Genomic DNA, 15,263 nt, shown 5'->3' with positions numbered 1-15,263 from the left:
TCATGTATAACAACGGTTAAAGCTGTTGTTATTGAGCGGGAACGGCCACTTCAACGCGGCGCGGACGCTCGCCATCGCGGCCCGGCACAAGCACCACAACCACACACACGGGGCGGCCGTTCTGAGTCGCAGCGGTTGCCTTGGCGAGCTGGCCGCCCTGCTGGGCAGCCACCTGTTCGCCGACCGCCGCGCAATCTCCGGCGGCAGCGACGATGAGATTGGACTTCTGCGGCGCAGTTATCGGCAGGGCACCGGCATCGACCGGCAGCAAGCCAATACTAACCGCGAGAAGCGCGAAAACTTTGAGTGCAGAATTTTGTTTCATCATGCCGCCTTATATAGCGCCCTACAGCTGAACGATGCATGAACAACCATTCCTCTTCCGGGCCCAAAGGAAAATTCCGCCTCTGACTATCACGCTTTGTGAAATTATGAAATGCGTGAAGTTACACCAATACGCCCGATTATCGTAACAATTCCGGCAATTGCAGTCGCCAATTATAGCAGAACATCCGTTAAAGCGCCCTGATCGATCAAGCCGGTTACAGGATCGAGAGCACATCAGGATGAAAGAAAACGGAAACGACATCGATTAATTCATATACTCAAAATACAGTCACGTATCTCAACCAACACCCCCACTCTTCTCAGATAATCATTGCCGAAATGCGGTCGACGACGGGTCCACCTGTCCGTTCCTTGTAACAATCCAAACAAAACTGAACTGGAAGCCCATAGCCGAGATCATTCCGTCTTTTCGTTTGCTCATAAGTGTCGACGTTTGACTAGTTCGCATTTATTACACCCCCGTAGGCGAGAGGCACGCGATATCCGAGAAGCTGCTGTCGGGCTCCCTCGAATGCCAATAAGAGCCTTTTAAAATTTCATCCATAATCAGGAATCGTCATCGCTCCTTTTTTCTTCGGGAAGCAGTCCGGGTATAGGCGCGTGTTTCAGCCGCTCGGACAAATGCTGAAAAACCCCGATCGCCGACCACGCCGCCAAGCTTGCAACCGCTGACCCTATCAACATCAATTCCGCCTGGCCAAGCAATCCGCCAAGAGCCAATACTTCGGAAATCTTGACGCCTGCCGCACCACCGAAAACCACGCCACAGATCACGCCGACCGCGAAACGGATCGCCGCGTCACGCTTTCCTCGCGGAAGGATGTAGGCGAGCGACGTGAAAGAGCCTGCCGTCGCACCGGCAATCTTGGCGAACCAGATCCACGTAACCTCTGAAGTAAATATTGTATGGTTAAGGATGGTCATGATGACTTCCTTTCGTGTTGCAGACCCAAATACGATCGAATGTCAACCGCACCATATTTTCTCTGTTTATGAAAAACCAAGCCCCAAGCCCCAAGCCCCAAGCCCACTGCCACAGTGAACTCCGTCCGACGTGTTTAATCGGGAATGGTGCTGCGCTTACCATGCGGCGCAAAATCATCTTTTCGTTGTCCCACGAAAAGAACACGCAACTTGCCCGATACCTCTTTACGTTTATTGCGGCAAAATCTGTATCCGCACCCTTCAGCCAAAAAAGACATCCAAAGGAGTACGCGTGAACAATCACATTTTTCCGACTGTATATAAAACCTAGCAAGGCACCGTTACGCAGTCAAGGATTATTTTCCTATTTTTTGACTTTTTTCCTATAAGCAAAAAGCTGCTTGTGTTTTAACCATTTCACATGAGCTGTTGCTTATTAATCTACTATGATGGATGGGTAAGTTCCGCCTGTCTCCGAAACCAACCATGCCGAAGTCAGTGAATATGCGTAAAACGGCAGAAAAAGATTCCGGAAGCGAGAAGCGCAAACCGTTCAGGGTTTCGCGCCTGATCGGATTCGACGCGTGGATCGATTCCACCCTCTACAGCCTGCGCTACAATCTCGGCGAATGGTGGGAGAACATTACCATTTTCTCACGGCGTTTTCGCGTGCGCGGTTTCCGGCGTTTTGTGGTCGAGGTTCTCGACGAAGGATTTACGCTGGGCGTGGGCGGCGCAGTTCTGATGCTCGTCCTGGCCCTGCCCGCTTTCGAGGAAACCAAGAAGGACTGGCGTGCGCAGGACGATTATGCCGTCACCTTCCTCGACCGCTATGGCAATGAAATAGGCCAGCGCGGTATTCTCCACCGTCAGGCCGTGCCGATTGATGAATTGCCGGATCACGTCATCAAGGCTGTGCTCGGCACCGAGGACCGACGCTTTTTCGACCATTACGGCATCGACTTCTGGGGGCTGAGCCGCGCGTTCAGCCAGAATATGCGTGCCAATGGCGTCGTTCAGGGCGGCTCGACCATCACGCAGCAGCTCGCCAAGAACCTTTTCCTGTCCAACGAGCGCACCATCGAACGCAAGATCAAGGAAGCTTTCCTCGCGCTCTGGCTGGAAAGCAATCTCAGCAAGAAGGAAATCCTGCAGCTTTATCTCGACCGTGCCTATATGGGCGGCGGAACTTTCGGCATCGCGGCTGCTTCGGAATTCTATTTCGGCAAGAACGTCAAGGATGTCTCGCTGGGGGAAGCTGCGATGCTGGCCGGTCTGTTCAAGGCGCCTGCCAAGTTCGCGCCGCATGTCAATCTGCCCGCAGCCCGTGCACGGGCCAATGTTGTGCTTTCCAATATGGTTGAAAGCGGCTTCCTGAGCGAAGGACAGGTGGCCGTTGCACGCCGTCATCCGGCAAGCGTCATCGACCGTGCGAAGAACGAAAGTCCCGACTACTTCCTCGACTGGGCTTTCGAAGAGGTGAAGAAGATCGCCGCCAATATTCCGCAGCACACATTGATCGTGCGCACCACGCTCGACCGCGACCTGCAGAAGGCGGCAGAGGAATCGCTCGAATATCACCTGCGCCAGTTCGGCAAGGACTATAATGTCTCGGAAGCGGCAACCGTCGTTATCGCCAATGACGGGTCCGTCCGTGCACTGGTCGGCGGGCGGGACTACGGCGAAAGCCAGTTCAACCGCGCCACCAAGGCATTGCGGCAGGCTGGGTCGTCCTTCAAGCCCTATGTCTATGCGGCTGCGATGGAAAAGGGCCTGACGCCCAGCACGATCGTTTCAGATGCTCCGATCAGCTGGGGCAACTGGTCACCGCGCAATTATGGCCGCAGCTTTGCCGGTCGCGTGGACCTGACGACGGCGCTCGTCCGCTCGTTGAACAGCGTGCCGGTGCGGCTAGCGCGCGATTATCTGACCACGGCCCCCATCGTTGCCCTGACCAAGGCGATGGGCGTGGAATCGCCGATCTCGTCACACAAGACCATGGTGCTCGGCACATCCGAAATGACGGTGATGGATCAGGCCACCGGCTTCAACGTGTTTCCAAATGCGGGCATGGCCGGCAACCGTCACGCCTTCACACAGATCGTTTCGTCGGAAGGCAAGGTGCTGTGGGATTTCGGGCGCGATGCCCCGAAGCCGCACAGGGCACTGTCGGAGAAAGCTGCACTCGAAATGAATTCCATGCTGGTGCAGGTGCCTGAACGCGGCACCGGACGCCGCGCAGCATTGCCGATGACACGGGTGGGCGGCAAGACCGGCACAACGCAGAATTATCGCGATGCGTGGTTCGTCGGCTTTACCGGAAATTTCACGGCGGCGGTCTGGTTCGGCAACGACAATTTCACCCCGATGAAGGAAATGACCGGCGGCGTTCTGCCTGCCATGGCCTGGCAACGCATGATGGCCTATGCGCATCAGAATATCGAACTGAAGCCCATACCGGGTGTAACCCCCCCATTCCCCGCGCCGCCCAAGAAGAGCGAGCCGCAAGTGGCGAATGCCAAGCCGGCAGAAACCATGGCTGCGCCGCCGCGCGTATTGTCTCCTCTATCGACAAAAGTTATCAAGGAACTGCATGACCGCTTCCTTGCGGCCCCGCCTCTGCCTAAGATCGCCGAGCGCACGAAAATATCGGTTCTCTGAGGGGCGATGTTCAAGAGGATATTCAACACGGCGATTGTGCTTGTGCTGGCGCTTGGCGGCGGCATCTGGAGCGTCGACAGGGTTCTTGACCGGTTTGAAGGTTTCGGTGAGCTCAAGGTCGGGGTCTGGAGCGCCTATCCGGCGGCTGGCACGCCCGATGCCGACCCCTATTCCAAGGCCCGCGCTGCCCGCAAGGCCTATCTGGCGCTTGGAACGGCGGAAGGTCTTCCGTTCTATGCGCGCAGCGACAATAGCGGGCGCGCCCTCCGGCGCGGCTGCACTTATCGCCTGAGCGGCATGACACCGCCTGCCCGCTTCTGGACCGTCTATCCCGCTACGCCTGATCTGGAACCGATCAGGCCGCGTGAAGGATTGCAGGAAGCGCTGCATTCCCGCGAAGTCCTGTATGACGATGACGGTAGCGTCACGATCACCATTGGCCCCGATGCAGCGCCGGGCAATTGGCTGCCCGTCGAAGGCAGCGGCGATTTCGTTCTTGTCATGACGCTTTACGACACGCCTGCGGCATCATCTTCCGGTCTCTCTGATCTGGTGATGCCAGGCCTCGCCCGTATTGCGGGTGCAATCAAGGGGGCGTGCAGTGGCTAGAACTTTGCGCCTCGTTCTCCTCGGCATCGTGGGCGCTGCGATTGTTCATATCGCGGTTCTCTTCCTCGTCCCCTTTTATTCAGACAAAAATGCGTGGTCGCGCATCGAAGCTGGAAGCGAGCCATATCGTTTCCACAGGCTGGACGAAAAGACCGGTCCGGTCAGCGACAGTGACCCGCTGGTGCAGCAAGCCACCTGCCGCTTCGATCTTGCCGACGGGCCTGTGCACATTACGACCGGGGCGAATGTGCCCTATTGGTCGCTCTCAATCTATGCGCCCAACGGGGACAATCTCTACAGCCTCAACGACAGCGTTTCCAACGAACGCAAGCTCGATCTGATCCTTGCCGATCCCATCGGCATGGCAAGTCTGCGCTCGGATGGTTCGCAGGCCAATGCACGTTCGATCCTGATCGAGCCGAATATCGGCGAAGGTGCCGCCGTGCTGCGCGTTTTCGTGCCTGACGCAACGTGGAACATGGAAGTGCAGCGCTTCTTTGCGGAGGCGGGATGCGCGCCGTTTGAAGGGCTCTAGCTGCCTGACCCAAATGCTGTTTCTTTATGGCACGGTTAATGAGTTGCTAAGGCTTCAACGCTACTATCCGGAATACCGACCCATGCGGGGTGCATTTGCGCATCAACCGGCTGCTGCTGGATGCGTGATCTGCAATTTGGGGCGGGTGAGTTGTGTGCCTACCGGAGTATTCTGCGTGACAAATGAACAGTTCCGCGCCCTGGAGGATATTTCAGGCCACCGGAGCCCGTCGAATTCAAAAGCGGGGAGCAGCAAGGCGGACGACCTGCTGGCGGCCGCGATTTCCGCGTTTGCGGGTATCACGCGCCCCGGACGGCAGGATATGCAGCAGCTTGAAGATCTTGCCATGCCACTTCTCCAATGCGCTTCCACCCGCGGCAAGCGCCATGCGGCCAATGCGCTGGCACAATTGGAGGACGCGCCGCGTCGTCTCATTCTGGCGCTGGCCGACGAACCCGTCGAAATCTCCGCGCCTATTTTGCTGCGCTCTCCCCTTCTACGCCCTTCCGACCTCATCGAAATCATCGGCAAGAACGGTCTTGCCCATGCGCGCGCCATTGCACGGCGCCAGTCCGGTGACATCCTTCTGCAAGGCGTGCTGCGCAGTTTCGCCGACCCGGTCATCGACCGTACGCTGACGCTTCAGGAAAATCTCGCCAACATCGAGGCCGAACCGCTCGAAAGGCCGGATGTACCCGATCTTTCTGCAGCCAGAGCGCCGCTGATGAAAGAAGACAGCTCCGAACGACTGGCGCGCGCACTGCAACAGCCTTTCTTCGAGGCTGGCGCGACCACCGGCTCGCAGCATCTCATCGACACCGCGCTTCTGATTGACAGCCAGTTTTTCCGCAATGCGCTGGCCGATGCGCTCGACCTGTCGTTTGAACGGTCCGACGCGATCATCGGGCAATGGCCGGATTCGCATCTGCCGATTGCACTCAAGGCGCTCGGATTGTCACCTGCCGAATGCTATCTCGTCATGACGGCCATTCTGGGTCCTATCGACACCAACCGCGATAGCCTGCGCGAGTTTGTGCATATTTATCGCTCCATCGACCGCGAAAAAGCGATGGCGCTCGTGCGGCGCTGGAAGGCCGATGACATGTCTGCCATGCTGCGCGGGAAACTGCGTGAAATGGCTGAATCCGAAGACGACACGCCGCTCGTGGATGCTGCCAATTCTGATCACCCGTCGCTTCAGCGATCAGTGAAATAGAGCATTTCCAGCAAAAGTGCCAAGCGATTTTGCGTAGGATAATGCGTAAAACAAAAGGATAGAGCGGCTCTACTGATTCCGTTTTTACTGGAACCCGCTCTATCCTCGCCAGTTTATATCGCTTCTCCGTCCTGCGAAATCGAGAACAGTGCCGATGCATCGGCCACATCTTCCAGCTCGACCAGCCACAGGTCGGGATCGAAGCGGGTTTCTCGCGCCATACAGTCGCCTGCCGCCATGTCATCAGCGTCGTGAAGAATACGCAGAAACATGCGTTCTCCGTCATTATCCTCTTCATAGGAGGTTTGTGGCGCAGGCGAATACAGGTCGCATGTACCGAAGCGTGAGCTTACCTTGATGAAAATTGCGCCCGCCTCCGGTGAACCGCGACGGGCGAGATAGGCAAAGCCGCCCTCGCCCTGCACCTTGCGGATCAATGCCGAAACCCAGAAATCGGATGTCAGGCGCATCGGGAATCCATCAGCTTATGAGGCCAATCTCGCGCATCTTGGCGATCAGCGTTGCATCGATTTCGCCGGTTACCGGCATGCTGAACAGCTTTTGAAATTCGCGCACCGCTTCCTGTGTCGTCTTGCCGGATTGTCCGTTCACCGGCACGGTGTCGTTGCCGAATGCCTTCAACCCGGCCTGCACGCGGATAATATCCTGCGAACTGACTTTCCCCGATTGCACGGCGGGCGTTGCTGCCATCTGCTTTTTCGGTGCCGGTTTTTCATAAGATGCGAGAGCGGGTTTTGGCTTGGAATCCGTCTCCGTCTTCAAGACTGCGGGCTGCGGACGCGGCGTCGGAACTGCTACCTCGATGGCTTTCGCCACATCGTCCTGAGCCGGGGTACTGTTTTGGGCATCGGCCTGCAACTGCGCGGGTATGTTTGCTTCCTGCACGCCGAGCTTCTGCTGCAAGGCGCGCCAGCGTTCCACTGCTTCACGCGTCTGCGGCCCAGTGAAACCATCCACCGGTCCCTTGTAAATTCCAAGTGTCGAAAGTCGCTGCTGCAAACGTGCGATTTCCAGATCGGCATTGGGCGCAAGTGCAGGCAGCATGTCGTCAACCGATGCGCTCATGTTCAGCCGGTCCGCCGACAGGCTGGCCGCTTCCAGCGGCTGGGCAGTCTCAGTGTTTGCGGAGCTTGCAGGTTCGGCTGAGGCCGTCGCGGTCGGTTTCGGGGCGCTATCACTTGCTGATGCCGTGCCCGGCAGGACTGCGCGTGGCGTCGGCTTGAACACGAAATCCGGTCTGGTGCGGAAGAACACGGCGTTGTGCGCCTCCGGCTGATACCAGAGCGCATTGGCCGAGACGAAACTCAACACAACCAGAAACGCAGTTGCCCCGCCGGTCAGGACGGGGTTGCGCACGATGAAATCTCCGGCGGCAATCGCCAGCGCGGAAGCCGATGTGAAGAAGAAGTGGAGGAGTCGCGAGCCGAGACTACGCCGTTTTGCGGGTTTGCGCATCTTTCTGCTCCCGGATTTGGCTGTTGTCTTCGTCGTTCTGCCAGTCATTACGCCTTTCCCCCTGGTGACGGTGCATGTCGATCACCGTGCCAAGTTCCTGATATTCATCGTCCCCCATGACAAACTGCGGGCCTGCCACCGGAAGGCGGAGCGTGACGATCGTGCCTTCGCCAGGGCAGCTCTTGAGTTGCATGCTCCCCTGATGCAGTTCCACCAGCCCCTTGACTACTGAAAGTCCGAGGCCACTCCCCTCCTGCGTGCGCGTATAGTTATTGTCGGCGCGCACGAATGGCGTGCCGATGCGCTGCATATCTTCCGGCTCGATGCCGATGCCCGTATCCGACACGATGATTTCCAGCATCGGGCGGCCTTCGGCCATAATGCGGGTTGCATCAATGGTGACGCAGCCGCCGCTTTGCGTGAACTTCACCGCATTACCGGCAAGATTGAGCAGAATTTGCTGGACGGCGCGACGATCCGCTACCAGTTCACCAATGCCTGTGCCAACGCGATGGCAGAAGGCAACGCCTTTCTTTTCAGCCTGCGGCAGCATGACGGCGGTGCACATTTCAGCCGCTTCACGGAAAGCGAAGTTCTGCGGGTCGATGCTGTAATTACCGGTTTCCAGACGCGAATTGTCCAGAACGGCATTCACGAGTTCCAGCAGATAATGGCCGGACTGATGAATGAGGCCCGCATATTCGCGCTGCTTCTCATTGGCCAGCTTGCCACCCATTTCGTGCGACAGCATATCGGAAAAGCCGATGATCGAATTGAGCGGCGTGCGTAGCTCGTGGCTGACGGCTGCAAGCAGACGGCCTTTGCCGATGCGCTCCGATTCCAGCTCGGCTTTCAGCGTTGCAATTTCATCCAGAAGCTTCTGTTCGCCTTCAAGCGAGCGGCCAATCAACGTGATGGCGTGAGCGCTTGCGGCACCTTCGAGACGATAAGTGCGGAAGATCGTATCGCCGTTTTCGATGGAACGCAGACGCACATCAATCTTGCTGGAAGCGGAACCGGCGCGAAGATCGGCCAGGAGCGAAAGATATTGCACACGGTCAGCCACATGAACGCGGTCGATGAGCGCCGTGCCTTCCAGCATTTTGGGCTGTACGCCCAAAAGCTTTGCCGAATTCGTATCGACCGAGGATACCACGCCATCCGAATCAAGACCGAACTGCACGTCGCCTGCGGCAACAGCAACTTGCGGCGCGTGGATCCTGAGCTGCGCGGGCCTGGCGGCGCTCACAAAACCGCGCGCAACTAGGCTTGCAGCATAAAGCATGAGAACAGCGACGGACACATAGCTGCCGCCGGAAATGGCGCCACCGCTTGCCGTCGCAAAATAGCCGAGAATCATGGCCGCCAATGCGGCGCCCGCTGCTGCGGCAGCAGGCTTGCGGGTCGCAAACCAGACTTCAAGCGGCAAACCCGCCACCATCAGCCACAAGACCGCATTGCCATGAGAAAAAGCGCCGATGGCGGCGAGACCCGCGCCATAGGCAGCGAAGTTCAGGCCAGCCAGAACAGGTGCGGCGACGCTCATCAGCGACAGCGCGCAAAGGATCATGGCGACACCTGCAAAACTTGCTGCAAGAATCGCAAATTCCGTAAAGCCCGGCGTTACGCCAGAGGCGAGCACGGCCGCACAAAGCAGGACCGGCGCGGTGATGACCGAACCGATGACACGTATGGAGGCCGCATCGGGACTGGATACCCAGCGGCGGCAGAAACGTTCGTAAAAACGGCTGATCGCCTGCACATTCGTGCGGACGGTCTCGGCTGTTTTCAAAAGAATGGCGTTCAACGTGCCGTACTCACTCAATACTCTTGCATGGTCTAAACCGGAAAACCGTTCGCCGTAACGACGCTCTCCCAGCCAGCAACAGATTGCAGCCGAGGCTTTAAAGAAACGATAAAGCGAGACCGTCCAAAGCGGATAAGTGACGCGTCGGGTCTGCTTTTCTGCCTATGGTAAACAGAGAGTAGCGATCAGGTGGCGAAACCACAGCCACGGCACAATTTTGACGTTCAAATGCTTTACCATGACACGTATCTTGTCCGAAAACAGTTTCACACTTTTCGGGATGCGCTCCAATAAACTGAACAGTTACGGAATCTTTTCCAATTCATCGGACATTGACGCAAACCGAGAGCACGCAACCGCAAGAAGGCAATGATCCGTTTTCTCCTCAAATCCGTATTCTGGCTGTCGTTGGCATTCATCGTGATGCCGCGCTTCTTCCCTGCGGATGAGCAAAGCAAGCCGCAGGAGAAGCCAGCTATTGCCGAGACGAAGCGGGAGCCGGATTCTATCGACCAGCTTCTCGCCAATGGCAAAACCGCCGTGGAACTGGGCAAGCTGTGCATCGACAACCCTTCCTTCTGCCAGAACGGCACCTCACTTGTTTCCAGCGCCGGAAGCGGCCTTCTGGAAGGAAGCCGCGCCGTGCTCGAATATCTGAGCGACCGTTTCGGCACAAAACCGCAATCGCCTGCGAGTGTGGAACCGGTTGCCACCGCACCTGTGCAGGCCGCAATCGGCATTCCCATCCCGACCTCGCGGGACGAAGCCCTGCGCGCACTGGACCGTCGCCTGACTGGTTCCATTCAACGCTAGAGCGTTTTTTAAACGCGCATCTTGTCCGAAAACCGTTTCACACTTTTCGGGATGCGCTCGAGTTTTCCGTGACCTTGCGGTGTTTCATGACTATATAAGCGGCAAGAAACTTCTTTCAGGCGAGTATCATGACCACGACCATCGATAGCATCATGTCCGATTTCGAATTTCTCGACGATTGGGAAGACCGCTATCGCTATGTCATCGATCTCGGCAAGGAACTGCCGCCCTATCCTGACGATGCGCGCGATGCTGCACACAAGGTTCAGGGCTGCGTCAGCCAGGTCTGGCTGAAGACGCTGCCGCAAGACGGCAACGATCCGGTTATCGAATTTCTGGGCGATTCCGATGCGCATATCGTGCGCGGTCTGGTGGCCATCGTGCTGGCGCTTTATTCGGGCCAAAAGGCTTCGGACATTCTCGCCGTGGACCCGGAAGCCATCCTGAAAAAGCTCGGCCTCGATGAACATCTGACACCGCAGCGCTCCAACGGACTGCGCGCCATGGTGGCGCGCATCCGTCGTGAAGCAGAGCTGGCGAAAGAATCAGCCTAAGAGTTTCTCGACCGACAAGGCTGCGGCAAGCAGCCTTTTGTCCGTGCCGCCACGTGCGCTGAGCATGAAGCCGGTCGGCAGCGTCATGCCCGGCATCGGCACAGTGATGCTGCACAGGTCGAACTGGTTTCCAACCTGCGTATCACGCAGCAACAGCCCTTCCACACGGTCATATTCAGCCTCGTCATTGCTGACCGAAGCAATCGTCGGCGCAACAATCGGCGTGGCGGGCGTTACGAACATATCGAAGCCGCTCAGGCGCTCGTCCATTTCACGAACAAGCGTTGCGCGCGTTTCCATGATCCCGCGATAGGTTTCCATCGGAACCTTGACGCGGACAGCCAGCGGGCGCTTCACGCGAATATCGACATTGGCATCAGGATCGCCAAGCCAGGTCGATGCATGGATGTGACTTGCCTCGATCCCGGCGATGGAGCCGACGCGGGTTGCCTCGCGCAGACGCTGGATCAGATCATCGACTTCCAGGTCGGCAATGATCGCTCCTGCTTTTTCAAGAAGCGCAACAGTTGCCTCGAAATGTCTTGCGACGTCCCGCTCCATATCGGCCAGAAGATAGCCTTTCGGCAGTGCAATGCGCAGCCCCTTGAGCGGCAGGGAGTCCGGCAACACGGGCGCTTCGCCTGCCATAATCGCGTCGGTTATAATGGCATCGGCCACTGTCCTGGTCAGCGGACCAACGGAATCGAGCGACGGCGCCAGCGGAAATGCACCGTCCAGCGGAATGCGCCGCGCAGTCGGCTTGAAGCCGACAATGCCGTTCAGCGCTGCCGGAATGCGCACCGATCCGCCGGTATCCGAACCGATAGCGATTTCGCTGGTGCCTTCCGCTGCCGAAACGGCCGCACCCGACGACGATCCGCCCGGAACACGCGTCGGATCAATAGCATTGCCCGGCTCGCCGTAATGCGGATTGAGACCGACCGGCGTGAAAGCGAACTCCGTCATATGGGTCTTGCCGACAATGACCGCACCCGCATCGCGCAGACGCCGGACGATCGTGGCATCCTGCGTTGCCGGAGCCACATCGCGTCGAATAACCGAACCGGCAAGTGTCGGCTCTCCGGCAACATCGAAGAGATCCTTGATCGAAACAATACGCCCATCGAGCGGGCTGACGGGACGCCCGTCGCGAAGGCGCGCATCGGCGGCATCCGCCTCAGCCCGCGCCTGTTGTGCATAGACCTTGCTGAAAACGTGTTCGCTTGCTGCCCGCGCTTCCAGTCGCGTCAGGATGCTTTCCAGCCGATTCCGTACCGAATTCATGTGATTTCTCCCCACTTCCCCAACGGGCACAGAGTCCCTTTGAGAAAGAGGCGATAGACCTGCCTCCGATAGCTGTCAATGAGGGGGCCGCCTCATCATCTCATATAGTCTGCGGTCGCATCTGCGGCCGGTAGTCGTCGGTTCCCCAATGCAGGACAACCGCTCTTCCCCGCTCCTTTTCGAGGTGAGGATTATAGTGCCGGTGCAGCGCGGCCAGACCGACCTTGAGCAGCATCTTGGCCGAGCGAACCGGCCATTGCCGCTCACGTTCCACGGTTTCGAGCCCTTTCAGAAAGCAGCAGACATCGACAAGAACACCGTTCAGCTCCGGTCCGACCGCTTCCAGTGCCCGCTCGACACGGATGCGGCTGGCCAGCGCGATATCCGTCAGCTCTGCCATGCCGCCTGGCCCGCTGCGCCCACCTCCGACGCGGGTGTCCCAGCGCATGGTGACGGATGGCATCAGCGATCCGCGTGTATAGTCAGCACGCAGTCTTTCACCGGCCAGAAACTCGCTTTCCGAAATGAAGGACGAACCATTCGCATTCTTGCGCCTGTAGAGCATGGCAAGCGGCGATTCCTCCAGATTGATCTCAACCCTTTCGCCATGCTCATAGTCGATGGTCTGCAGGGTTCTTGCCGGGCGGGATAATGACTTGCCGCCATTTTTCAAAGGCCGGTTGGCGGGCTGCGATAGAACAAGCCGCTCCTCCTCCCAATGCAGCAATCCCCTTTTTTGCATGGCCTCCAGCTCGGCGCGGGAGGCGGCAATGGATCCCTGTTCCGTCGCAAGCAAAACATGCGAAGCGCGAACGGAATCCTGAACCTCGCAATCGCCATTCTTCAAAAAACGCATGATTCTCGTTTCGGATGCCGGCAATTGGGTGGTCATGCCGCCATCCTCCAGGCCGTGAAGGCACTTTGCGCAATCCGTTCAAATGTCGAGACGATTGCATCGAAATCCGTATCGTCCCGCATGTCTTCCACCAGATGACAGGCATGCATGACCGTTGTCCGGTCCCGCGCAAATCCGGCGGCCACTTCGCGCATGGCCAGCCCGAAAGCCGTATGCGCAACATACATGCCGATCTGCCGAACACGGGCTACCTCACGCCTGCACCGCAGGGGCGACCGCAATTCAGCGCCGGAGACACCGAACATAGCCACAAGCAAATCGATAAGGGCATCACCGAGCACAACATTCTGCTGCTCCCGCGAACGGTCGGCGATACCCTCCACCCTTTCGAGGCTAAGGCTTCTCCCATGCCGCGCAGCAAGCACCTTCAATGCTTCGAAAGCTTCCGCCCGCGTATGAATGACATCCGATAGTTCCAAAGACATTCATCTTTCCTCGCCAGAATAGGAATATCTTCTTATACGGAGGAAAATGCAAGTGTGGATAAGTTTCGTGGAATAATTTGCCGTCTTTGGTTAGTTTCGACACTTCTAACATAAGCTAAGGCCTTGTCATCTCGGCATTAACTTGCTTCGGTCGATTGCGATCCATAACTATTTTAAAGAAAAATCCGGCAAAATATAGGAATATTATCCAACACAATTCTGCATGGCTCATGCTCTTTCGCATCAGGAAATGAGGATAATTGCCATGGAAGCGGATCTGAAACACGCCCGCACACTATTTTTTGCCCGGCAAAAACAGAATCAACTGACCGCGATGCAGCGCATTGCCTTGCAGATCATCGCCGGTATCGACCTCGATGAGGTTCTCACGGCACCGCAGGAAGAAAAAGAGCGCACCAAACGGCGGCTGACGCGCCTTATGGAAAGGGAACGTTTGAAAGGCATGTGTGGTCACCGGAGTTATGACCTGAACCGGCACATTGCGTTGAAACAGGCTTTCGACCGGATCGGTTGAAAAGACCACTTGCTTCCGAAAATGCTGAACCCAAAACAAAATGGCCGCTATCGAAAAGCATAAGCTCAACGATAACGGCCATTTCTATAAAGTTTTCAGAACAGATGCGGTAAAGCGCAGCTCGCTCGAAATATCGGAGCGATTAAGCGTCCTTAGGCTTGCGGCCCAGGCCCATCTTCTTCGCCAGACGCGAACGAGCAGCAGCATAATTCGGAGCAACCATCGGATAATTCGGATCGAGATCCCACTTTTCGCGGTACTGTTCCGGGGTCATGTTGTAATGGGTCATCAGGTGACGCTTCAGCGACTTGAACTTCTTGCCGTCTTCGAGGCAGATGATGTAATCGTCATGAACCGACTTCTTCGGGTTGACGGCAGGCTTCGGCTTCTCAACGACGACAGGCGCTTCTTCGCGTTCGACGTGACGCTTGAAAGCGGCATGTACTTCAGCGATCAGCAGCGGCAACTCGCCAGCGCGAATCGAATTATTGCCGACATATGCGGCTACTACATCTGCAGTAAGGCTTAGAAGCAGTTCTGCGCTCTCGTCGTGCGTGTCCAGATTTTCCATAAGGTAGATTTCCTTCTTACTTTTTATTGTTGCGTAATCGACAACTGGAGATCCCCGCCTGCCATCGTCGTTACGTATTCCAAAACTCTGCCCCATCCGTTCGCGATTGCGAATATCAGTTGATAATGTCATTTGCAATAGAATTGTCAAACCACATTACATTACCAACAAGTCTTTCTTCTTGAATCGGCAAATAGAAAAACTCGAACTCAACCTTACTAAGATAGGGAAACTTTGAATCGCGATGTGTTCGCGTCGCCGCCCCTGTCATTTATTGAAGGATATGGATGAAGCCGCAGTTCACTGCCGTGCTTCCTTTAATTTGCCCGGCCAGCGTTAGCAATAGTTTTCTCCCTCAAGTTTTCTTGTACGTCGTGCAAGACTAACATGTTTCCGTTACGTAGCTTTTGGCCGCAGAATCGGGCCTCAAAAAGGCATTGCTCAAATATATTTCAACGGAATCAACTCGCTTTCGCCTTTTTGGACAACTATATAAACACCAGTATCACCCGCTAGGCGGCGTGGACGAATTGGTTGACGAATTGATCGCAGCTTGATTCAAGACTGCTTTTTGGAGGCAGTCATGAGC

The 15,263-nt window shown here is 56.7% G+C and carries 16 protein-coding genes; 7 read left to right on the top strand and 9 right to left on the bottom strand.

Translation table 11 applies throughout. The features are described 5' to 3' along the window. Positions 1-28 precede the first annotated feature (28 nt). Positions 29-325, bottom strand: coding sequence for a hypothetical protein (locus tag KWJ32_RS19730; RefSeq protein WP_061347242.1), 297 nt, complete (start codon positions 323-325; stop codon positions 29-31). 569 nt (positions 326-894) lie between these two features. Then, the gene (locus tag KWJ32_RS19725; protein ID WP_256886183.1) at positions 895-1,272 is read right to left on the bottom strand and encodes a DUF6107 family protein; all 378 of its coding nucleotides are present in this window, start codon (positions 1,270-1,272) and stop codon (positions 895-897) included. 486 nt (positions 1,273-1,758) lie between these two features. On the opposite strand from KWJ32_RS19725, the gene KWJ32_RS19720 reads away from it, so the two are divergent. The 4 genes from KWJ32_RS19720 to KWJ32_RS19705 all read left to right on the top strand — a co-directional run bounded on the left by KWJ32_RS19720 (position 1,759) and on the right by KWJ32_RS19705 (position 6,293). Next, complete coding sequence (locus KWJ32_RS19720) at positions 1,759-3,933, top strand: penicillin-binding protein 1A (protein ID WP_256886182.1); 2,175 nt, start codon at positions 1,759-1,761, stop codon at positions 3,931-3,933. 6 nt (positions 3,934-3,939) lie between these two features. Next, positions 3,940-4,542 carry a DUF1214 domain-containing protein gene (locus tag KWJ32_RS19715; RefSeq protein WP_256886181.1) on the top strand — a complete coding sequence of 201 codons (603 nt, stop codon included), beginning with the start codon at positions 3,940-3,942 and terminating at the stop codon, positions 4,540-4,542. After that, positions 4,535-5,077, top strand: a complete 543-nt coding sequence (locus KWJ32_RS19710) for a hypothetical protein (RefSeq protein WP_256886180.1) — start codon at positions 4,535-4,537, stop codon at positions 5,075-5,077. Before KWJ32_RS19715 ends, KWJ32_RS19710 begins: the two co-directional genes overlap by 8 nt. 175 nt (positions 5,078-5,252) lie before the next feature. Further along, complete coding sequence (locus KWJ32_RS19705; protein WP_256886179.1) at positions 5,253-6,293, top strand: DUF2336 domain-containing protein; 1,041 nt, start codon at positions 5,253-5,255, stop codon at positions 6,291-6,293. Between the two features lie 113 nt (positions 6,294-6,406). Here the strand turns inward: KWJ32_RS19705 and KWJ32_RS19700 are convergent, their stop codons facing one another. The 3 genes from KWJ32_RS19700 to KWJ32_RS19690 are packed head-to-tail and all read right to left on the bottom strand — an operon-like array spanning position 6,407 to position 9,576. Continuing rightward, positions 6,407-6,763, bottom strand: coding sequence for a DUF1491 family protein (locus KWJ32_RS19700; RefSeq protein ID WP_256886178.1), 357 nt, complete (start codon positions 6,761-6,763; stop codon positions 6,407-6,409). Positions 6,764-6,773: 10 nt separating this feature from the next. Then, positions 6,774-7,769 (bottom strand): peptidoglycan-binding protein, encoded by a 996-nt coding sequence (locus KWJ32_RS19695; protein WP_256886177.1) that lies wholly within the window; start codon positions 7,767-7,769, stop codon positions 6,774-6,776. Then, on the bottom strand, positions 7,744-9,576 hold the full coding sequence (locus KWJ32_RS19690; protein WP_256886212.1) for a HAMP domain-containing sensor histidine kinase: 1,833 nt from the start codon (positions 9,574-9,576) through the stop codon (positions 7,744-7,746). The genes KWJ32_RS19695 and KWJ32_RS19690 overlap by 26 nt, the downstream gene beginning before the upstream one ends. Positions 9,577-9,945: 369 nt before the next feature. Between KWJ32_RS19690 and KWJ32_RS19685 the strand changes: the two genes are divergently transcribed. Together KWJ32_RS19685 and KWJ32_RS19680 are read left to right on the top strand one after the other, a co-directional pair. Continuing rightward, positions 9,946-10,389 carry a hypothetical protein gene (locus KWJ32_RS19685; RefSeq protein WP_256886176.1) on the top strand — a complete coding sequence of 148 codons (444 nt, stop codon included), beginning with the start codon at positions 9,946-9,948 and terminating at the stop codon, positions 10,387-10,389. 128 nt (positions 10,390-10,517) lie between these two features. Then, a complete protein-coding gene (locus KWJ32_RS19680) occupies positions 10,518-10,943 on the top strand; it encodes a SufE family protein (RefSeq protein ID WP_061347215.1) in 426 nt (141 codons plus the stop codon). Here KWJ32_RS19680 and KWJ32_RS19675 read toward each other — a convergent pair. From KWJ32_RS19675 to KWJ32_RS19665, 3 genes are all read right to left on the bottom strand, one after another. Further along, positions 10,935-12,227: an amidase gene (locus tag KWJ32_RS19675; protein WP_256886175.1), complete on the bottom strand. Its 1,293-nt coding sequence runs from the start codon at positions 12,225-12,227 to the stop codon at positions 10,935-10,937. The genes KWJ32_RS19680 and KWJ32_RS19675 overlap by 9 nt on opposite strands. A 100-nt stretch (positions 12,228-12,327) precedes the next feature. Beyond that, on the bottom strand, positions 12,328-13,119 hold the full coding sequence (locus tag KWJ32_RS19670) for a DUF6456 domain-containing protein (protein WP_256886174.1): 792 nt from the start codon (positions 13,117-13,119) through the stop codon (positions 12,328-12,330). Beyond that, positions 13,116-13,562 carry a helix-turn-helix domain-containing protein gene (locus KWJ32_RS19665; protein ID WP_256886211.1) on the bottom strand — a complete coding sequence of 149 codons (447 nt, stop codon included), beginning with the start codon at positions 13,560-13,562 and terminating at the stop codon, positions 13,116-13,118. The genes KWJ32_RS19670 and KWJ32_RS19665 overlap by 4 nt, the downstream gene beginning before the upstream one ends. 271 nt (positions 13,563-13,833) lie before the next feature. On the opposite strand from KWJ32_RS19665, the gene KWJ32_RS19660 reads away from it, so the two are divergent. Further along, the gene (locus tag KWJ32_RS19660) at positions 13,834-14,103 is read left to right on the top strand and encodes a cytoplasmic protein (protein ID WP_256886173.1); all 270 of its coding nucleotides are present in this window, start codon (positions 13,834-13,836) and stop codon (positions 14,101-14,103) included. A 142-nt stretch (positions 14,104-14,245) separates the two neighbouring features. On the opposite strand, the gene KWJ32_RS19655 is transcribed toward KWJ32_RS19660, so the two are convergent. Beyond that, positions 14,246-14,674: a MucR family transcriptional regulator gene (locus KWJ32_RS19655; protein ID WP_010661576.1), complete on the bottom strand. Its 429-nt coding sequence runs from the start codon at positions 14,672-14,674 to the stop codon at positions 14,246-14,248. Positions 14,675-15,263 lie beyond the last annotated feature (589 nt).

This window comes from Ochrobactrum sp. BTU2 (genome assembly GCF_024539785.1).
Lineage (GTDB): Bacteria > Pseudomonadota > Alphaproteobacteria > Rhizobiales > Rhizobiaceae > Brucella > Brucella anthropi.
The sequence above is the reverse complement of the archived record's forward strand: the minus strand, read 5'-3'. Positions and strand labels throughout refer to the sequence as shown.